This is a genomic window from Rhodoferax sp. GW821-FHT07F03, assembly GCF_059418745.1.
On the sequence record NZ_JBWKQM010000008.1, the window covers coordinates 259,243 to 277,146 of the forward strand.

A 17,904-nucleotide genomic window follows, 5' to 3' on the forward strand; every position below is an offset into this window, starting at 1 on the left:
ATCAAGGGCGTTGCGTGCCGGCTGGACCTTATTTATCAGTCGCGCAGCAGGTCGTTCAGGCTGGTTTTGGAGCGGGTTTGTGCATCTACGCGCTTGACGATGATGGCCGCGTACAGGCTGTACTTGCCGCCGTCCTTGGGCAGGGTGCCACTGATGACCACCGAGCCAGATGGTATGCGGCCATAGGTCACGGTGTCGGTCGCACGGTCATAGATCGGCGTGCTTTGGCCGATGTACACGCCCATGGAGATGACTGAGTTTTCTTCGACCACCACGCCTTCAACCACTTCGGAGCGGGCGCCGACGAAGCAGTTGTCTTCGATGATGGTGGGGCCGGCCTGCAGGGGCTCCAGCACGCCGCCGATGCCGACGCCGCCGCTCAGGTGCACGTTCTTGCCAATCTGCGCGCAGGAGCCCACGGTGGCCCAGGTGTCGACCATGGTGTTCTCGCCCACGTAGGCGCCGATGTTCACGTAGGACGGCATCAGCACCGCGCCCTTGGCGATATAGCTGCCATGGCGGGCCACGGCTGGAGGCACGACGCGCACGCCGGTGGCCTTCATCTCATCCGCGCTCAGGTGGGCGAACTTGGTGGGCACCTTGTCGTAGAAACCCAGGTCGCCGGCCTTGATGATTTCGTTGTCCTTCAGGCGGAAGGACAGCAGCACCGCCTTCTTGATCCACTGGTGCACGGTCCATTGGCCGACGGCTTCGCGGGTGGCGACACGCAGGTGGCCGTTGTTCAGCTCGTTGATGACATGGGCGACAGCGTCACGCACTTCGGCCGAGGCGGCGGTGGGCGACAGATTGGCACGGTCTTCCCAGGCGGCGTCGATGGTGGCTTGGAGTTGTTGTGTCATGTTGTTCTCTGCTTCAGGTTTTGGATTGGATAAATTGTCGGATGCGTTGGGCAGCTTCGACGCACTCGGCCGTCTCGGCTACCAGGGCCATGCGGATACGCTGGCGGCCGGGGTTCTGGCCGTTGGCTTCGCGTGCCAGGTAGCTGCCAGGCAGCACCGTCACATTGTAGGCAGCCAGCAGGTCGCGGGCGAAGGCCACGTCGCTGTCCAGGCCGTCCACTTGCGCCGGACCGGGCACCTGGGCCCAGAGGTAAAAGCCAGCATCGGGTAGAGCCACGTCCATGACTTCGGACAGGATGGGCGTGACCTGGGCAAACTTGCTGCGGTACAGCGCGCGGTTCTCTACGACATGCTGCTCGTCGTTCCACGCGGCCACGCTGGCGGCCTGGACCACCGGTCCCATGGCGCTGCCATGGTAGGTGCGGTACAGCAGAAAGGGTTTGACCAAGGCGGCGTCGCCCATCACAAAGCCGCTGCGCAAACCGGGCACATTGCTGCGTTTGGACAGGCTGGTGAATGCAATAAGGTTTTTGAAATCGCTGCGGCCCAGCTTGGCGGCTGCTTCCAGGCCGCCCAGCGGTGGCTCGTCACGGAAGTAGATCTCGCTATAGCACTCGTCAGAGGCGATCACAAAGCCGTAGCGGTCGCTCAGGGCGAACAGCTTTTGCCACTCGTCCAGCGGCATTACCGCACCGGTGGGGTTGCCGGGCGAGCAGACGAACAGCAGTTGGGTTTGGGCCCAGACCTCGGCCGGCACGCTGTCCCAGTCCACCGCGTAGTTGCGCGCCGGGTCGCTGGGCGCGTAATAGGGCGTTGCGCCACCGAGCAGTGCCGCGCCTTCGTAGATTTGGTAGAACGGGTTTGGGCAGACCACGGTGGCTTGCGGCTGGGTCGGGTCGATCACGGTCTGCGCAAAGGCAAACAGCGCTTCGCGCGAGCCATTCACCGGCAGCACCTGGGTGGCCGGGTTCAGCTTCAGGCCGTAGCGGCGTTGCACCCAGGCGCAAAAGGCCTCGCGCAGGCGGGGCTCGCCGCCGGTGGCGGGGTAGCCGGCCAAGCCGGGCAGGCCGGTCACCAAGGCTTCTTCAATGAAGTGAGGCGTAGCATGCTTGGGCTCGCCAATGCCCAGGCTGATGGCGCGGTAAGCGGGGTTGGGTGTGACAGAGGCAAAAAGTTGCTTCAGCCGCTCGAAGGGGTAGGGCTGTAGTTTGGAAAGCAAGGGATTCATGGGGTGGGATTATGGAACAGCCCCAGGCCGCAGATCGTGTGGCGCCAGGTAAACGCAATTTATGATTCCAGTCCTATCCTCCAGGAATCCCAAGGAATTTGCCATGACCGTATTTACCAAAGTAGTGCTGTTCACCGACACCGATGGCTGCGCGCGTTTCCGCGATGAGGTGGTGGAGCTGGGTGAAGGCACGCCCAGCTCGCAGCTGTCGCCGTTGATGGCCAGTGGTGGTTACCAACTACGACAGAGTCCAGTCGGGTTTCGCAGCAGCTTCCACTGCACGGGCGCGCCGCAATGGGTGTTGATTCTGGGCGGGCAGATGGAGATTGGGCTGCAAGGCGGCGTGTCGCGTATCTTCAAGGCGGGGGAGCATTTTTATTCGGCCGATGTGCTGCCCGAGGGCGCTACGTTCGACCCCGCCATCCATGGCCATTGGAGTCAGCAAGTGGGCGACGAGCCACTGGTGACCATGTTTGTGCGCGGCTAAATTTGCGCAGACCTAAGGCGACGGTTTTCGGGCTTGGGCTGGCTTACACTGCGGTCCCTCTGTTTCATACCGCTTGCGCCTTTGGCGTGTGCCGCGTTTCTTTTGTTTTATATCCATTTATCAGGCTTTCGCCATGTATAACGGCAACGACTCCGACCGGGTTCCGGGCGCGCCCGTCCTGGTGCGCAAGCGCCGCAAGGGCATCTACATACTGCCCAATTTGTTCACGCTGGCTGCCTTGTTTGGCGGCTTCTATGCCATCGTGATGGCGGTAGATGGGCGCTTCGACCAGGCCGCTGTGGGCGTGTTTTGCGCCATGGTGCTGGACAGCCTGGATGGCCGTGTGGCCCGCATGACGAACACCCAGAGCGCGTTTGGTGAGCAGATGGACTCGCTGTCCGACATGGTGTCGTTTGGTGCGGCTCCGGCGCTGATCGCCTATATGTGGACCCTGAAAGGCCTGGGCCGCTGGGGCTGGATTGCGGCGTTTGTGCATTGCGCTTGCGCCGCGCTGCGTCTGGCTCGCTTCAATGTGAATACGACCGTGGTCGATAAGCGCTATTTCCAGGGCCTGCCGTCGCCTGCCGCGGCTGCGCTGATCGCCGGATTCATCTGGCTGATGAACGATTTGAATGTGTCGCCTGCGGACGTTGCGTGGGTGATGTTTGCGCTGGCCCTGTACGCTGGCCTGAGCATGGTGACGAATGCGCCGTTCTACAGCTTCAAAGATATACAGATGAAGAAGAGCGTGCCGTTTGTGGTGATCGTGCTGATCGCGCTGGGCATTGCCGTCATCACCATCCATCCGCCTATCGTGTTGTTTGGTGCGTTTGTGATCTATGGCTTCAGCGGCTACGGTGTGTACGCTTGGCGCCGCTTCAAGGGCGTGCAGACCAGCGTGATCAGCACCTCGAAGGACGAACCCGACGAGCGCGGTCTGCACAAATAAAAAAACCGCTAGAATCCGCAACTATGAACAAAATTTCGCTAGCGCTACTACTAATCCCCTACGGGCGGAGACGGTAGCGCGCGCGCAAATCCAGTCACAACGGCCCGTATGCACCAGCAACGGGCCGTTTTTCATTGGGTTGCTGGTTTTTTGAACCTTGAGAAGTACACCATGTTGAAGCAACCTGCCAGCAAATATCCAGCGTTCCAGCCCATCCGTTTGGTCGACCGTACTTGGCCCAATGTGCAGCTGACACAAGCCCCGGTCTGGCTCAGCACCGACCTGCGCGACGGCAACCAGGCGCTGATCGAGCCCATGGACATGGAACGCAAGCTGCGCATGTACAAGCACCTGCTGGAGATCGGCTTCAAGGAAATCGAAGTCGGCTTCCCGGCCGCATCGCAGATCGAGTTCGACTTTGTGCGCCGCCTGATCGACGACAACATGGTGCCCGACGATGTGACCATCCAGGTCATGACTCCGGCTAAAGAGCCGCTGATCCGTCGCACGATGGAAGCTCTGGTTGGCGCCAAGCGTGCCATCGTTCATATGTACAACGCCACCTCGCCGCTCATGCGCCGCGTGGTCTTGGGCATGGACGAAGACCAGATCGTCGAATTGGCCACCAGCCACGCCCGCCTGATCCAAGATTTGGCGCGGCAGCAGCCAGCCACGGCCTGGACCTTCCAATACTCGCCCGAGCATTTCTCCGGCACCGAGCTGGCTTTCTCCAAGCGCGTCATCGATGCGGTCACCGATGTCTGGCAGCCAACGCCGGCCCAGCCTTGCATCATCAACCTGCCGACCACGGTGGAGCATTCCACGCCCAATGTATTCGCCGACATGATCGAGTGGATGGAGCGTAATCTGGCGCGGCGCGACAGCATCGTCTTGTCGGTGCACCCGCACAACGACCGCGGCACCGGCGTGGCAGCAGCCGAATTGGCCATGATGGCCGGCGCCCAGCGGGTAGAAGGCTGCTTGTTTGGCAACGGCGAGCGCACCGGCAATGTGGACATCGTGAATATCGCGCTGAACCTCTATACCCAGGGCGTGTCGCCCCAATTGGACTTCTCGCAGATCGACGACATCCGCCGCATGGTAGAGCACTGCAACCAGTTGCCCGTGCACCCGCGTCACCCCTATGTGGGCGAGTTGGTCTACACATCGTTTTCCGGCACCCACCAAGACGCGATCAAGAAGGCATTTGCGCTGCACACCGAAGATGCTGTATGGGCCATTCCCTATTTGCCGATCGACCCGAAAGACCTGGGCCGCAGCTACGAGGCGGTGATCCGCGTCAACAGCCAGTCGGGCAAGGGCGGCATGGCGTATTTACTGGAAACCGAATACGGCCTGGAATTGCCACGCCGGCTGCAGATCGAGTTCAGCCAGATCGTGCAGGCCGTGATGGACGGAGCGAACAAGGAGCTCACGGCGCAAGACCTGTGGAATCTGTTTGATCGTGAATACGCCCTGGCCAGCACTCCCACGCCGCCATTGCCCGCCAGCGGGCAGTGCGTGGGCCCGATCGATGCATTTGTGACCCACTGGAACGCCACTTCAGCCACCCAGGTGCGGGTCTTGGATTACCACGAGCATGCGCTGGGTTCCGGTGCCCAGGCCCAGGCCGTGGCGTATCTGGAGTTGCGCATCAATGAGCAGCACACGGTGTTTGGGGTGGGCATGGACGCGAATATCGTGTCGGCTTCGCTCAAGGCCATCGCCAGCGGCTTGCAGCGCATCCAAAAGCGCGAAAATACCCAGTTGACCGAATCCGTATCCGTTTAAAAAAACGACACCCACAGGAGCCAGCCATGACCGACAAACTCATCATTTTTGACACCACCTTGCGTGACGGCGAACAGTCCCCCGGCGCGTCCATGACGCGCGACGAAAAGCTGCGTATCGCGCGCCAGCTGGAACGCCTCAAGGTAGACGTGATCGAGGCCGGTTTTCCCGCCAGCTCTGCTGGCGATTTCGAATGCGTACAGGCGATCGCCCGCGCCATCAAGGACGCCACCATCTGTGGCCTGTCGCGCGCCAATGACCGCGATATTTCGCGTGCCGCCGAAGCCCTGAGGGATGCGGCCAACGCGCGTATTCACACCTTCATCGCCACGTCGCCGCTGCACATGGAGAAGAAGCTGCGCATGACGCCCGATCAGGTGTTCGAGCAGGCCAAGCAGTCGGTGCGCTTTGCGCGCAACCTGGTAGCCGACGTGGAATTCAGTCCCGAAGACGGTTACCGCAGCGATGTGGACTTCCTGTGCCGCGTGCTGGAGGCGGTGATCCACGAGGGTGCAACCACCATCAACGTGCCCGACACCGTCGGCTACGCCATCCCCGAGCTGTACGGCAACTTCATCAAAACCCTGCGCGAACGCATTCCGAATAGCGACAAGGCGATCTGGTCCGTGCACTGCCACAACGACCTGGGCATGGCCGTGGCCAACTCCCTGGCTGGAGTGAAGATCGGCGGCGCGCGCCAGGTGGAATGCACCATCAACGGCCTGGGCGAGCGCGCTGGCAACTGCTCGCTGGAAGAAATCGTCATGGCGGTCAAAACCCGGCGCGACTATTTCGGGCTGGACATCGGCCTAGACACCAAGCACATCCTGGCCACCAGCCGTATGGTCAGCCAGACCACCGGCTTCGTGGTGCAGCCCAACAAGGCCGTGGTTGGCGCGAATGCCTTTGCCCATGCCTCCGGTATCCACCAGGATGGCGTGCTGAAGGCCCGTGACACTTACGAAATCATGCGCGCCGAAGATGTTGGCTGGAGCCACAACAAGATCGTGCTGGGCAAGCTCAGCGGCCGCAACGCCTTCAAGCAGCGCCTGCAGGACCTGGGCGTGACCATGGACAGCGAGGCCGACATCAATGCCGCCTTCGCCCGCTTCAAGGAGCTGGCTGACCGTAAGAGCGAGATCTTCGACGAAGACATCCTGGCCCTGGTCAGTGATGAGGCCGTGGCCAATGACAACGAGCAATACGCCTTCGTGTCGCTATCGCAGCACAGCGAAACCGGCGAACGCCCCAGTGCCAAGATCGTTTTCTCGGTGGACGGCAAGGAAGTCAGCAGCGAGTCTGACGGCAACGGCCCGGTGGATGCATCCCTGAAAGCCATCGAAGCCCATGTGCAGAGCGGCGCCGAGATGGTGCTGTACTCGGTCAACGCTATTAGCGGCTCGACCGAGAGCCAGGGTGAAGTGACGGTGCGCCTGCAGAACAGCGGCCGCGTGGTGAACGGCGTGGGTGCCGACCCAGACATCATCGTCGCGTCGGCCAAGGCTTATCTGAGCGCGCTGAACAAGCTGCAGAGCAAGGCGGACCGCGTCGCAGCACAGGGCTGATTCCGCTCCTAATGCGACGCGATATGTCGTTGCTCCGCCCTTGCCGTGCGGGCGCACTGTCTGCGGGCGGTGCGCCTAATCTCGCATCGCATTAGAAACGGAATCATGGAGCATTCAAATCGGTTCCAACGTATAGACGCTTTGCGTGGGCTGGCCGTCGTCTGGATGACGGCCTTCCATTTTTCTTTTGACTTGGACCACGCAGGCTTTTGGCGGCAGAACTTTTACGCCGACCCGTTCTGGACCTGGCAGCGCACGGCCATCGTCAGCCTGTTTCTGTTTTGCGCCGGCCTGGGCCAGGCGGTGGCGGCGCAGCAGTCCATACCCTGGCCGCGCTTCTGGCGGCGCTGGGCGCAGATTGCGGGCTGCGCGCTGCTGGTGACGGCCGGTTCGGCCTTTATGTTTCCGCACAGCTTCATTTATTTTGGCGTGCTGCACGGCATCGCGCTGATGCTGATCGTGGCGCGGTTGACGGCCGGCTGTGGCGTCTGGCTGTGGCCGATGGGCGCGCTGGCGATTGCTTCCAAATTTATAGCTGCTTGCGCAATAGATATAAGCGCTACAGCCGAGTTTTTCAACCAAAAATCAGTGAACTGGCTGGGCTGGATCACGCAAAAACCCATCACCGAAGACTATGTGCCCTTGTTCCCCTGGCTGGGTGTGTTGTGGTGGGGCATGGCCGCCGGATTCTGGTTGCTGAAAAACCGCCCCCTATGGTTGGACGGTACGGCGCCTAGACCTCTGGCCTGGCTGGGCCGCTGGAGCCTGCCGTATTACATGCTGCACCAGCCTGTGTTGATTGGCGCAGTGACAGCTTTCACCTGGCTGAAAACGTAAAAAAGCGGCCGAAGCCGCTTTTTGCTATGGTTTCAGGAGCTGGCCGCGCAGATAGCATAAGCGCCAACGGCCTAAAACCCTTTGACCCATCGTGTAAACACCCCTTCCAGAGATACCGCGGAACTGGCTTTGCCAGGCCGCTGGTATCGCCCCCTGCAAGGGGGGAGGAGGCCACACGAAGTGGGCAAGCCTGGGGGTTATTCCACCTTTGCTGCTGCGCGCAGTTCTTGTTGGAACGCCACCAGCTTTTGCTGTTGCAGTTGCTGGGCGATTTGTGGCTTCACTTCTTCGAACTTGGGCAACTGGGCTTGGCGCTCGTCGTCCAGGCGGATGATGTGGTAGCCGAACTGGCTCTTCACCGGGGTGTCAGTGGTCTGACCCTTCTTCAGCTGGATCAGCGCTTCGGTGAATTCCTTCACGTAGCTGCTGGGGTTGGCCCAGTCCAGATCGCCGCCCTTGGCGCCAGAACCCTTGTCGGTGCTGGACTTCTTGGCGATGGCGGCAAAGCTAGCGCCTTTTTTCAGCTGGGCAATGATGGCCTTGGCTTCAGATTCTTTTTCCACCAGGATGTGGCTGGCCTTGTATTCCTTGCCACCGTTGGCTGCCACGAACTTGTCATACTCGGCCTTCATGTCTTCTTCGCTAACGGGGTTGGCCTTTTGGTATTCGGTGAACAGCTCGCGGATCAGCAGGGTCTGGCGGGCCAGTTCCATTTGGCTCTTGAAGTTGTCGCTGGCGTCCAGGCCGCGCTTTTGGGCTTCCTGCATGAAGACTTCACGGGCGATGACTTCTTCCTTGATCTGGCCTTCCATTTCCGGCGTCACCGGGCGGCCCGACTGGGCGACCTGCTGGGCCAGCGCGTCGACGCGCGTCTTCGGAACAGCCTTGCCATTCACGATGGCAACGTTTTGTGCGGATGCCGACAGCGCCAGGCTGCCCAGCAAAGCAGCAGCGACCATGGTGGATAACAGTGTTTTCTTCATGCGTTTTCCTAGAAGGGGGTTTGCGAGCCAGCCTGGAATGGACAGCTCAAGATAAGAAGAGGTTCGGACCCGGTTTACAGCACTTCAATAGCAATCGCGTGTACGCCCTGGTCGATAAATTCTTGCAACGCATCATACACAAGCCTATGGCGCGCCACCCGGGACTGCTGGGTAAACAAGGGTGAAGCAATGCGCACGCGGAAGTGGGTACCCCAGTTGCTGCCATTGGAGCCGCTGTGCCCGGCATGGGCTGCGCTTTCGTCCAGCACCTCCAGCTGCGTGGGGGCCAGAGTGCCGCGCAGGCGCTGGGCGAGTTGGTCGGCGGTAGGGCTCATGCTTGCTTGTCGGCGGCGTCCGCCTCGGCAGCCGGCTCCGGGCCCAGGTAGCGCGAGATGTAAATGCCCTGGCCGACCATGAAGGCCAGCGGGAACACATAGCCCCAGATCTTGAAGTTGATCCACTCGTCGGTGCTGTAGTAGGCCGCTACATAGCCGTTGATGCCGGCCATGAACAGGCAGTACAGCATCCAGGCCACGTTCAGGCGCATCCACACTGCGTCGGGCAGCTCCAACTGGCTGCCCAGCATGAGCTTGAGGTAGTTCTTCTTCATGACCCACATGGCTATGCACATGGCCAGGGCCATGGCGATGTAGAGCACGGTGGGCTTCCACTTGATGAAGGTTTCGTTTTGCAGCACCAGGGTCAGGGCGCCAAAGGCCAGCACCATGCCCAAAGTCATTTTGTGCATGGTGGTGAGCTGGCGCTCGATGGCATAGGTAATGCCCATCTGAACGATGGTGGCCACCATCAGCACACCCGTGGCCACATAAATGGTGGACAGCTTGTAGGTGACGACGAACAGCAGGATGGGGAGGAAGTCGAGCAGGAGTTTCATGGTGGCATCATGGGAAGGGAGGCCGAAGGCCCACCCCTCAAGCTTAACTGGCCTTGAAGTCCAGCGACGCGGAATTCATGCAATAGCGCAAGCCGGTGGGCGCCGGGCCGTCTTCAAACACATGGCCCAGGTGGGCGCCGCACTGGGAGCAGACGGTTTCCACCCGGCGCATGCCGTGGCTGGTGTCGGTGATTTCTTCGATGGCGCCGGGCTCGGCTTCTTGCGAGAAGCTGGGCCAGCCGCAGCCAGCGTCGAATTTGGTGGCCGAGTCGAACAGCTTGGCGTCGCAGCAGATGCAGCGGTATTCACCTTTGGCCCAGTTCTGGTCGTACTTGCCGGTGTGCGGGCGCTCGGTGGCGGCGTGGCGTGTCACCTGGAAGGCCACGGGTTCCGCGCCTTTTTCGGCCAGCAAGGCCTTCCATTCGGCGTCGGTTTTTTCAATTTTGTGTGTCATGGTGGTGAGCTTACAGCGTGGGTAAAAGCCCTTCTGGGCGTGGAAACCATGTGGGGCCGCAGACCCCGGCTTACAAGCCTGGGACTTCGGGTCGGCCGGTTTGGTTCTGCTTGCCAGGTATTTTATGTGCCAAATAGGCTTCTAGCACAGGAACTGTCTGCGCCAGCTGCTATTCATTTGGAAGCAAACTGCAGGCATCCCCAAGTTGCGGGACAACACTGACGCGCGTCTGCCAAGCCCCGCCGATACTGGGTAGATAGCAAAAGGAGACAAGAAATGCTGGGTCTGATGCAAAACCAGGCGATGCTGATTTCGAACTTGATCGAATTCGCCGAGCGCCACCACGGCGATGCCGAGATCGTGTCGCGCCGGGTCGAGGGCGACATCCACCGCAGCGACTACCGCACGGTGGCGGCCCGGGCGCGCCGGGTAGCCAACGGGCTGGACGCCTGGGGCCTGGCCGCTGGCGAGCGTGTCGCCACCCTGGCCTGGAACGGCTACCGCCACATGGAGCTGTACTATGGCGTCAGCGGCTCCGGGCGGGTGCTGCATACCGTGAATCCGCGCCTGCATATCGACCAGTTGGCCTGGATCGTCAACCATGCCGAAGACCAGGTGCTGTGCTTTGACCTTAGTTTTCTGCCCATCGTCCAGTCGGTGTGCGGCCGTTGCCCCTCCGTCCGCCACTGGGTGGCGCTGTGCGATGCCGATGCCTTGCCGGCAGACACCGGCATCCCCGGCCTGTGCAGCTATGAGGCCTGGATCGCCGGCCAGTCAGACGTGTACACCTGGCCCGGCCTGAACGAAAACACCGCCTCCAGCCTCTGCTACACCAGTGGCACCACCGGCAACCCCAAGGCCGCGCTGTACAGCCACCGCTCCACCGTGCTGCACGCCTATGCCATCTCCTTGCCCGACGTGATGTGCCTGCGCGCGCGCGACGCCGTGCTGCCGGTGGTGCCCATGTTCCACGTCAATGCCTGGGGCCTGCCATACGCGGCGGCCATGGTGGGCTGCAAGCTGGTGTTTCCCGGGCCGGCGCTGGATGGCAAGTCGGTCTATGAGCTGATGGAGGCCGAACAGGTCACCATGGCCGCTGGCGTACCCACCGTGTGGCAGATGCTGCTGGGCCATCTGCAGGCCGGCGGCCTGCGCTTTTCTTCCTTGCAACGCACGGTGATTGGCGGCGCGGCCTGCCCGCCGGCCATGCTGCACTCGTTCCAGGACGACTACGGCGTGGAGGTGCTGCATGCCTGGGGCATGACCGAGCTTTCTCCGGTTGGCACGCTGTGTTCGCTCAAGCAAAAGCATCTGGCCCTGCCGCCGGATGCGCAAATGAAGATCCGCCAGAAGCAGGGCCGTGCGGTGTTTGGGGTGGACATGGAAATCGTGGACGCCAACGGCCAGGCCCTGCCGCATGACGGCCACACGGCGGGCGACCTGCTGGTCAAAGGCCCCTGGGTGGTGGCGGAGTATTTCAAAGGCGAGGGTGGCGACCCGCTGGTGCGTGACGCCAATGGCATGGCCTGGTTCCCCACCGGCGACGTGGCCACCATCTGCCCCGACGGCTTTTTGCAGATCACCGACCGCAGCAAGGACGTGATCAAGTCCGGCGGCGAATGGATCAGCTCCATCGAGCTGGAAAACATCGCCGTGGCCCACCCAGCCATCGCCATGGCGGCCTGCATAGGCGTGAAGCACCCCAAGTGGGACGAGCGGCCGGTCATCGTGGCCGTGAAAAAGCCGGGCGCGGTCGTGGACGTGGCGGATTTGCTGCAGTTCTACCAGGGTAAAACCGCCAAATGGCAGATCCCGGACGATGTGGTGTTTGTGGACGCCATCCCCATGGGCGCCACTGGCAAGATGCAAAAGATGCGGCTGCGCGAGCTGCTCAAGGACTACACGCTGCCCAGCGTCTGAGCGGGGTGCCAAAGATTTATAAAAAATAGGCCTGTAGCGCAGGATTCACCTGCGCAAGCAGCTATCAAAAAAGCAGCAAAGACACTGCCGAAAACGCCCCCATAGCGCGTATGCTTATAGCTATGTTGCGCTTGACCCAGGCCCCCAATCTCGCCATCGCCACGCTGTGGGCCGACGCCCTGGCGGTGGAGGGCATTGCCGCCAGCGTGCAGCGCCAGTACCTGGTGGGTGTGGCTGGCGAGCTGCCCCCCGACCAGTGTCTGCCCGAGGTGTGGATTCAGCACCCGGCCCAGGAGGCCCAGGCCCGCACGCTGCTGCACCACCTGCAGAATGTGCCCCAGCGCCGTTGGCAGTGCTGTTGCGGCGAGCTGGTGGAGGGCGGCTTTGAACAATGCTGGAGTTGCGGTGCCTGGATGCCACGCTAAGCTCGGTAGATGACCTCGCATTTCGAACCCCTGCACAGCCCCGCCGCCGAACGCAATCTGCCTCCCATCCTGGCCGAGTTGCAGCGCATCCTTCCCGCCCAGGGACATGCGCTGGAAATCGCCAGCGGCACCGGCCAGCACGTAGCCGGCTTTGCCCGGGGCCTGCCCGGCTGGCAGTGGCAGCCCAGCGACGCCCAGGCGGACGCCTTCGGCTCGATTGCCTACTGGTGTGCCCAGGCTGGAGTGGCCAATGTCTTGTCGCCCGTGCTGCTGGATGTGCTGGCGCCAGACTGGCCTGTACAAGCCATGGACCTGGTGTACTGCGCCAACATGCTGCACATCGCCCCCTGGGCTTGCTGTGCGGCGCTGATGGCGGGCGCGGCAAGACAATTGACGCCACAAGGCGTGCTTATCACCTATGGTCCGTATCTGGAAGCGGGTGTAACTACGTCCCCGGGCAACCTGGCCTTTGATGCCGACCTGCGCCAGCGCAACCCCGCCTGGGGCTTGCGCCAGCTGGACGATGTGGCTCAGCAGGCAAAGCTGGCGGGCCTGCAGCTGCGCGAGCGGGTGCAGATGCCGGCCAATAACCTGCTGCTGGTGTTCACGCGATGAAGGGGATACAGAAGCCATTCGGGCGTTCGATGCCATGGACACGTCATTGGCGCAAATGCCGGGCGCTGGCGCCGGCTGCCGCTATTTTCCTGTACGGATGTGCGTCCCCGGGCCGGGTGGATTCCAGCACTGACAACCTGCACAACACTCTGCAAACACTGGCGCAACAACACCATGTATGCGCCGTGGGCTTGGCGGTCATCAAGAACCGCGAGTTGGATGCCATCGAAACAGCCTCCGGTTGCACTCCGGCGGCGGCATTGGACACCCACAGCGTTTTCCAGGCGGCCTCCCTGGGCAAGCCGGTATTTGCCTACGCGGTGCTGAAGTTGGTGGAGCAGGGCCGGTTGGCACTGGATACGCCCTTGATGCACTACCTGCCCCAGGGCTATAAGCACCGGCACCAGCCTTTGAAGGCTGAGCCTTTCGACCTGGTGGCGGACCCGCGCATCGAGGCCGTGACGGCACGCATGGTGCTGACCCACACCTCCGGGCTGCCCAACTGGGCATCCGGTCCGCTGGGCTTCGATGCGGCGCCAGGTACCCGTTGGGGCTATTCCGGCGAGGGCTTTGTGCTGCTGCAGCGGGCGGTGGAAGCGCTGACCGGCGAGCCGCTGGACCGTTTCATGGCCGCCCAGGTATTCCAGCCCTTGGGTATGGAGCACAACAGCTATGTGTGGAACGATGACCTTGCACTTAAGGTCGTGCCTGGGACCAAAGCCAACGGCTCGCCCAGGACGACGCTGCAGTTGAAGCAACCGATTGCCGCTTTCTCGCTGTACACCTCGGCCGAAGACTATGGCAAGTTTCTGGCCACAGTGCTTAACGATGCGCCCTTGCTCCAGCAACTGACGGCTTCTCCCGTGCCGGTGGAGCCCCGCCTGGGCATCTCTTGGGGATTGGGCTGGGGACTGGAGACCACCCGCCAGGGGCTCTATATCTGGCACTGGGGCAATAACACCGGCTACCGCGCCTTCGTGATGGCGTCCCTTCAAACCGGGGATGGCTTTGTCATGCTAACCAACAGTGAAAACGGCCTGGAGCTGGCCGAGCCCCTTGCGCACCAGCTCGTACCGGACGAGCACAAGCTGTTCCAGTTCTCCATGCTGAGCGGCGATGTGCTGACTATGCTCTGCAAAGCAGTGCGTATTTGCCTGTAAGCTATTGAAAAGATAGCGGCAAAGCGCCTGAATATCTGCGCCAGGCACGGATTTCTAAGCCAGGCCGGCGCAGGCCGTAAGCAGCGTCTGCAGATCGGCATCGGTCAGCTCGCCGCTATGCGCCTGGCAGATGCGCCCGTCGCGCAGTGCCACGCTAAAGGGCAGGGCGCCGCTGCGGTTGCCGGCGCCGCGCATCAGCGCTGCGGGGTTGGCACTGGCGCGCAACACGGTCAGCCCGACTATGCCGCGCTGCAGCAGGAACTGCTGGGCTAGTTGCGGCGCATCGGTGGCTACCAGCAGCAGGGTCCAGCCGGCTTGGTTTTTTGCAAAGGCCTGCAGGCGCGGCAGCTCGGCCACGCAGGGCGGGCAGTCGCGGCCCCAGAAGTTGACCAGCACCGGCCCGCGCAGCTGGGATAGCTGCACAAAGCGGTCGCCTTCCAGCGTGGGCAGGGTGAAGTCCCAGGCGGCGGGCGCGGCCAGGGCCGGGCTAGCCAGCACACAGGCGGCCTGGCCCAGCAGTTGCCGCCTGGACAAAGTGGAGCGTGGCTGCATTCAGAACGTGAGCTTCACGCCCGCCGTAATGCTGCGGCCTATGTTCGGGCCCCAGATGTGGGTCACGTCGATATTGCCGTTCTGGTCCAGCCACAGAAAGCTGTCCTTCTTGGCCTGCTGGTAGTTGAAGACGTTGTTCACGCCCAGATAGGTGGAGACGTTTTTGTTCCATTGGTAGGAGGTGCGCGCATCCACCAGCCAGAAGCCGGGGCTTTTGTCGGGCTTGGGTGTGCCGTCCAGGTTGAAGCGCGGGGTGTCGGCATAGTCGTAGAACTTGGCTAGGTCCTGCGGGCCGGTGTAGGTGGCGCGCAGATTGAAGTTCCAGCCGCCTGCGTCGTGGTCCAGGCCAAAGGTGGCGCGGTAGTCGGGCCGGGCGAACAGGCTGCCCTGGAAGTCTGTGGTGTTGAACTTGTACTGGTAGCGCTCGAAGCCTGCGCTGAGCTTGTCGGCCGGCGTGGCCTGCCAGGTGCCCACCACATCCATGTTGTTCACCGTGTAGCCGCTCTTGGCCGGCTGCAGTAGGAATGCTCCGGAGTTGGCTGTGTCGTCCACGAACAGCGCCAGGTTGTTGATGCGCGTGTGGTTGACCGAGGCGGTGAAGGAGTTGCGGTCGGTCTCGATATTCCAGGCGTAGGAGATGTTGTTCGACTTCTCGGCCTTGGCCTGCGAGCGGTCCACCGCAGGCGCCGACAGGATGGCGTGCTCCAGCTCGAAAAATGAGGTCGGCAGGCGGAAGCCCTGGCCCAGCGCCAACCGGCTGGAGATGCTGTCCGTGTGGTGCCACAGCATGTCCAGGCGCGGCGTGGTGATGCCGCCGTATACGTTATTTCGGTCATAGCGCAGGCTACCAGTCACCTCCAGGTCGTCGTCAAAAAACGTGCGGTAGCCCTGCAGGAATACGCCCGGCGTGCGGTAGGTATAGGTGTCCGCATCGCTGCGCGGAATGCCGAAGGTGGGGGTGGACGGGTCTTCGCTGACCGACAGGCTGTGCAGGTCTTCATAGCGGTAGTTGATGCCGCCGGTCAGCAGCGTGGCGCCGACCCAGGACTGCAGGCTGCTCTCCAGGTAGTACTGCTTTTGCTTGCCAAAGTAGTCGGCATCGCCGCCGTACCAGGAGTCCTGTTTGTGCTCGGCATAGCCAAAGGCAAAGCGCAGCTTGGTGTCGCCAAAGTCGCGCTCGGCGGTACTGACGAACTGGTCACGGTGGGTGAAGATGATTTGCGCCAGGCCAAAGCGGCCGTCGTCATAGGCCGGCATAGTGCTGCCGTCCGACGGGTTGACCCAGCTGTTCGCTACCGGCGAGGCGTGTGGCCCCTTGCTGAAATCGAACGGATTGCCGGATGTGTCGGCGCGCACGCCGTCATAGTCGTCGCCCAGCGGGCCGCCCATACGCTTTTCTTCGATGGAGTCGAAGCGCGCCTTCAGCTTGAAGCCGCCCACATCGTCCAGAAACAGGCCCAGGCCGCCCAGCGTGCGGTGGTAGCCGGTGTATTGCGACACGCCGGTGCCTACGCCGTCCACGCTGTCGTGTTGCTGCTGGGTGGCGTTGAAGGTGATGGCGCCACCGTCAAAGGCTTTGGCGGCATAGGCCGTGGCGCGGCGCATGCCGTAGCTGCCCGCGCTCAGGTCCAGCTCGCCTTCGTCTTTGTGGGGCCGCCGGGTGACCAGGTTGACCGTGCCGGCCAGCGATTCGGGGGCGACCAGGCTGGTGCCCGCGCCGCGCGAGATGTCCACCCGCTCCAGCCCGTTCACGCCCACCATGTCCAGGCCGTAGGCATTGGAGACGGACGAGAAGATGGGTACACCGTCCAGCATCAGCGTGGTGTAGCGGCCGGGCAGGTTGTTTAGCGTGATGTTGCGCACATTGCAGACTGAGCATTCCACCTGCACGTCCACGCCGGGCCGGTGCGCCATCAACTCGGTGAGGTTGGTGGCGCCGGTCTTGGCGATTTCTTTGGCGTTGATGCTTTCGGTCTTGACGATATCGCTGCGCAGCGAGCCGGGCTGGGTGACGGTTGGGTTGGCGTTCACCACCACGGGGGTGAGTGACTTGGGTGCGGCGTCCTGGGCGTGGGCGCCATGAGCGGCCAGGGCAAGGATGCTGGCCGCCAGGGGTGTCAAAGTGAGTTGCTGCTGTGGCATGGTATGGGCGTGGGTTGTCCAGCCCCGGCGGCGGGCTCGGGGATGTCTACAAGATTTTTCGGGTTCTAGCGCAGGTAATACCTGCGCTGGTAGCTATCTAATCAATAGCAATGCTGTTCAGTTCTTCTGCATGCCTGCCAGCAGGGCGCTGACGTTGTAGCGGGCCATTTCCAGGTAGGTTGCGCCGGGCTGGCCGGGGACGGACAGGGCGTCGGCATACAGGCTGGCGCCCACGGTGGCGCCGGCGTCTTTGCTGATTTGCTCCAGCAGCTTGGGGTTGCTCATGTTTTCCAGGAACACGGCGTTGATCTTTTCGCGCTGGATCTGCTTGATCAGCTGGGCGACTTGCTTGGCGCTGGGTTCCGCGTCGGTGGAGATGCCCTGCGGCGCCAGGAAGCGGATACCGTAGTGCGCGGCAAAGTAGCCAAACGCATCGTGCGAGGTAATCACCTTGCGCTTCTCTTTGGGCAGGCTGGCGAACTGCTCTTTGGCCCAGCTGTCCAGCGTTTGCAGCTCTTTCACATAGGCTTCGCTATGGGCCTTGTAGCTGGCGGCGCCTTCGGGGTCGAGCTTGGCCAGGCCGGTGGCGATATTGCGCACATATAGCACCACGTTTTCAGGGTTTTGCCAGGCGTGGGGGTCGGTTTCCACGCCCTTGCCGTCCTCAGAAGCCATGGTGCGGGCCTTCACGCCGGTCGATGCGACCACGGTGACGCCCTTGTAGTTGGCCGACTTGGCCAGCTTCTGCGCCCAGTGCTCAAAGCCCAGGCCGTTGACCACGAAGAGCTTGGACTGGACGATGCTTTTCGCGTCCGCCGGCTTGGGTTCGAACTCGTGCGCGTCTTCGTTCGGGCCGACCAGGATGCTGACGTTCACACGGTCGCCGCCCACCACGCGCACCAGGTCGCCCAGGATGCTGAAGCTGGCGACCACGGGGATTTTGTCGGCGGCATAGCCGGTGGTGCTGAGCACGGCGGCGGCCAGGGGGACGAGCAGTTTGCGGACGATGTTGTGCATAGAGATAGACAGGGTGGAGTGGAA

18 protein-coding genes are annotated in these 17,904 nt (G+C 62.2%); 9 read left to right on the plus strand and 9 right to left on the minus strand.

What is annotated here, in order from left to right:
• Positions 1-35: 35 nt before the first annotated feature.
• Positions 36-860 (minus strand): 2,3,4,5-tetrahydropyridine-2,6-dicarboxylate N-succinyltransferase, encoded by an 825-nt coding sequence (dapD, locus tag AC07R0_RS14355; RefSeq protein ID WP_116608554.1) that lies wholly within the window; start codon positions 858-860, stop codon positions 36-38.
• A gap of 13 nt (positions 861-873) precedes the next feature.
• The gene (dapC, locus tag AC07R0_RS14360) at positions 874-2,088 is read right to left on the minus strand and encodes a succinyldiaminopimelate transaminase (protein WP_495105317.1); all 1,215 of its coding nucleotides are present in this window, start codon (positions 2,086-2,088) and stop codon (positions 874-876) included.
• 103 nt (positions 2,089-2,191) lie between these two features.
• Here dapC and AC07R0_RS14365 point away from each other — a divergent pair, with 103 nt between their 5' ends.
• The 5 genes from AC07R0_RS14365 (at position 2,192) to AC07R0_RS14385 (ending at position 7,717) form a co-directional block, all read left to right on the plus strand.
• Positions 2,192-2,575, plus strand: coding sequence for a cupin domain-containing protein (locus AC07R0_RS14365; protein WP_495105318.1), 384 nt, complete (start codon positions 2,192-2,194; stop codon positions 2,573-2,575).
• Positions 2,576-2,708: 133 nt separating this feature from the next.
• Positions 2,709-3,524, plus strand: coding sequence for a CDP-diacylglycerol--serine O-phosphatidyltransferase (gene pssA / locus AC07R0_RS14370; RefSeq protein ID WP_495105319.1), 816 nt, complete (start codon positions 2,709-2,711; stop codon positions 3,522-3,524).
• A gap of 171 nt (positions 3,525-3,695) precedes the next feature.
• On the plus strand, positions 3,696-5,315 hold the full coding sequence (locus tag AC07R0_RS14375) for a 2-isopropylmalate synthase (RefSeq protein ID WP_495105320.1): 1,620 nt from the start codon (positions 3,696-3,698) through the stop codon (positions 5,313-5,315).
• 26 nt (positions 5,316-5,341) lie between these two features.
• Entirely contained in the window at positions 5,342-6,880 is a 1,539-nt protein-coding gene (locus tag AC07R0_RS14380; RefSeq protein WP_495105321.1) for a 2-isopropylmalate synthase, read from the plus strand.
• 105 nt (positions 6,881-6,985) lie between these two features.
• The gene (locus AC07R0_RS14385; protein WP_495105322.1) at positions 6,986-7,717 is read left to right on the plus strand and encodes an acetyltransferase domain-containing protein; all 732 of its coding nucleotides are present in this window, start codon (positions 6,986-6,988) and stop codon (positions 7,715-7,717) included.
• 197 nt (positions 7,718-7,914) lie between these two features.
• On the opposite strand, the gene AC07R0_RS14390 is transcribed toward AC07R0_RS14385, so the two are convergent.
• The 4 genes from AC07R0_RS14390 to msrB all read right to left on the minus strand — a co-directional run bounded on the left by AC07R0_RS14390 (position 7,915) and on the right by msrB (position 10,049).
• On the minus strand, positions 7,915-8,700 hold the full coding sequence (locus AC07R0_RS14390) for a peptidylprolyl isomerase (protein WP_495074316.1): 786 nt from the start codon (positions 8,698-8,700) through the stop codon (positions 7,915-7,917).
• Positions 8,701-8,774: 74 nt separating this feature from the next.
• On the minus strand, positions 8,775-9,035 hold the full coding sequence (locus AC07R0_RS14395) for a BolA family protein (protein ID WP_495074315.1): 261 nt from the start codon (positions 9,033-9,035) through the stop codon (positions 8,775-8,777).
• Positions 9,032-9,595, minus strand: coding sequence for a septation protein A (locus AC07R0_RS14400; protein WP_495074314.1), 564 nt, complete (start codon positions 9,593-9,595; stop codon positions 9,032-9,034). The genes AC07R0_RS14395 and AC07R0_RS14400 overlap by 4 nt, the downstream gene beginning before the upstream one ends.
• A 43-nt stretch (positions 9,596-9,638) precedes the next feature.
• On the minus strand, positions 9,639-10,049 hold the full coding sequence (msrB, locus tag AC07R0_RS14405) for a peptide-methionine (R)-S-oxide reductase MsrB (RefSeq protein ID WP_495074313.1): 411 nt from the start codon (positions 10,047-10,049) through the stop codon (positions 9,639-9,641).
• A gap of 276 nt (positions 10,050-10,325) precedes the next feature.
• Here msrB and AC07R0_RS14410 point away from each other — a divergent pair, with 276 nt between their 5' ends.
• From AC07R0_RS14410 to AC07R0_RS14425, 4 genes are all read left to right on the plus strand, one after another.
• Positions 10,326-11,969, plus strand: a complete 1,644-nt coding sequence (locus AC07R0_RS14410; protein WP_495105323.1) for a 3-(methylthio)propionyl-CoA ligase — start codon at positions 10,326-10,328, stop codon at positions 11,967-11,969.
• Positions 11,970-12,091: 122 nt separating this feature from the next.
• Positions 12,092-12,394, plus strand: coding sequence for a DUF2007 domain-containing protein (locus AC07R0_RS14415; RefSeq protein WP_495074311.1), 303 nt, complete (start codon positions 12,092-12,094; stop codon positions 12,392-12,394).
• A 9-nt stretch (positions 12,395-12,403) separates the two neighbouring features.
• A complete protein-coding gene (locus AC07R0_RS14420; protein WP_495105324.1) occupies positions 12,404-13,009 on the plus strand; it encodes a DUF938 domain-containing protein in 606 nt (201 codons plus the stop codon).
• Positions 13,010-13,038: 29 nt separating this feature from the next.
• The gene (locus AC07R0_RS14425) at positions 13,039-14,169 is read left to right on the plus strand and encodes a serine hydrolase domain-containing protein (RefSeq protein WP_495105325.1); all 1,131 of its coding nucleotides are present in this window, start codon (positions 13,039-13,041) and stop codon (positions 14,167-14,169) included.
• A 54-nt stretch (positions 14,170-14,223) separates the two neighbouring features.
• On the opposite strand, the gene AC07R0_RS14430 is transcribed toward AC07R0_RS14425, so the two are convergent.
• The 3 genes from AC07R0_RS14430 to AC07R0_RS14440 all read right to left on the minus strand — a co-directional run bounded on the left by AC07R0_RS14430 (position 14,224) and on the right by AC07R0_RS14440 (position 17,880).
• Positions 14,224-14,721, minus strand: a complete 498-nt coding sequence (locus AC07R0_RS14430; RefSeq protein WP_495105326.1) for a TlpA family protein disulfide reductase — start codon at positions 14,719-14,721, stop codon at positions 14,224-14,226.
• On the minus strand, positions 14,722-16,863 hold the full coding sequence (locus tag AC07R0_RS14435) for a TonB-dependent receptor plug domain-containing protein (RefSeq protein ID WP_495105327.1): 2,142 nt from the start codon (positions 16,861-16,863) through the stop codon (positions 14,722-14,724).
• Positions 16,864-16,980: 117 nt separating this feature from the next.
• Positions 16,981-17,880: a metal ABC transporter substrate-binding protein gene (locus AC07R0_RS14440; protein ID WP_495105328.1), complete on the minus strand. Its 900-nt coding sequence runs from the start codon at positions 17,878-17,880 to the stop codon at positions 16,981-16,983.
• Positions 17,881-17,904: the final 24 nt, after the last annotated feature.

What these genes read in the sequence shown, in the direction of transcription:
- dapD (WP_116608554.1), bottom strand. Translation starts at nt 860, where the DNA reads ATGACACAACAACTCCAAGCCACCATCGACGCCGCCTGGGAAGACCGT.
- AC07R0_RS14410 (WP_495105323.1), top strand. Translation starts at nt 10,326, where the DNA reads ATGCTGGGTCTGATGCAAAACCAGGCGATGCTGATTTCGAACTTGATC.
- AC07R0_RS14390 (WP_495074316.1), bottom strand. Translation starts at nt 8,700, where the DNA reads ATGAAGAAAACACTGTTATCCACCATGGTCGCTGCTGCTTTGCTGGGC.
- AC07R0_RS14365 (WP_495105318.1), top strand. Translation starts at nt 2,192, where the DNA reads ATGACCGTATTTACCAAAGTAGTGCTGTTCACCGACACCGATGGCTGC.
- AC07R0_RS14415 (WP_495074311.1), top strand. Translation starts at nt 12,092, where the DNA reads ATGTTGCGCTTGACCCAGGCCCCCAATCTCGCCATCGCCACGCTGTGG.
- AC07R0_RS14435 (WP_495105327.1), bottom strand. Translation starts at nt 16,863, where the DNA reads ATGCCACAGCAGCAACTCACTTTGACACCCCTGGCGGCCAGCATCCTT.
- AC07R0_RS14395 (WP_495074315.1), bottom strand. Translation starts at nt 9,035, where the DNA reads ATGAGCCCTACCGCCGACCAACTCGCCCAGCGCCTGCGCGGCACTCTG.
- dapC (WP_495105317.1), bottom strand. Translation starts at nt 2,088, where the DNA reads ATGAATCCCTTGCTTTCCAAACTACAGCCCTACCCCTTCGAGCGGCTG.
- AC07R0_RS14440 (WP_495105328.1), bottom strand. Translation starts at nt 17,880, where the DNA reads ATGCACAACATCGTCCGCAAACTGCTCGTCCCCCTGGCCGCCGCCGTG.
- pssA (WP_495105319.1), top strand. Translation starts at nt 2,709, where the DNA reads ATGTATAACGGCAACGACTCCGACCGGGTTCCGGGCGCGCCCGTCCTG.
- msrB (WP_495074313.1), bottom strand. Translation starts at nt 10,049, where the DNA reads ATGACACACAAAATTGAAAAAACCGACGCCGAATGGAAGGCCTTGCTG.
- AC07R0_RS14380 (WP_495105321.1), top strand. Translation starts at nt 5,342, where the DNA reads ATGACCGACAAACTCATCATTTTTGACACCACCTTGCGTGACGGCGAA.
- AC07R0_RS14420 (WP_495105324.1), top strand. Translation starts at nt 12,404, where the DNA reads ATGACCTCGCATTTCGAACCCCTGCACAGCCCCGCCGCCGAACGCAAT.
- AC07R0_RS14375 (WP_495105320.1), top strand. Translation starts at nt 3,696, where the DNA reads ATGTTGAAGCAACCTGCCAGCAAATATCCAGCGTTCCAGCCCATCCGT.
- AC07R0_RS14400 (WP_495074314.1), bottom strand. Translation starts at nt 9,595, where the DNA reads ATGAAACTCCTGCTCGACTTCCTCCCCATCCTGCTGTTCGTCGTCACC.
- AC07R0_RS14430 (WP_495105326.1), bottom strand. Translation starts at nt 14,721, where the DNA reads ATGCAGCCACGCTCCACTTTGTCCAGGCGGCAACTGCTGGGCCAGGCC.
- AC07R0_RS14425 (WP_495105325.1), top strand. Translation starts at nt 13,039, where the DNA reads ATGCCATGGACACGTCATTGGCGCAAATGCCGGGCGCTGGCGCCGGCT.
- AC07R0_RS14385 (WP_495105322.1), top strand. Translation starts at nt 6,986, where the DNA reads ATGGAGCATTCAAATCGGTTCCAACGTATAGACGCTTTGCGTGGGCTG.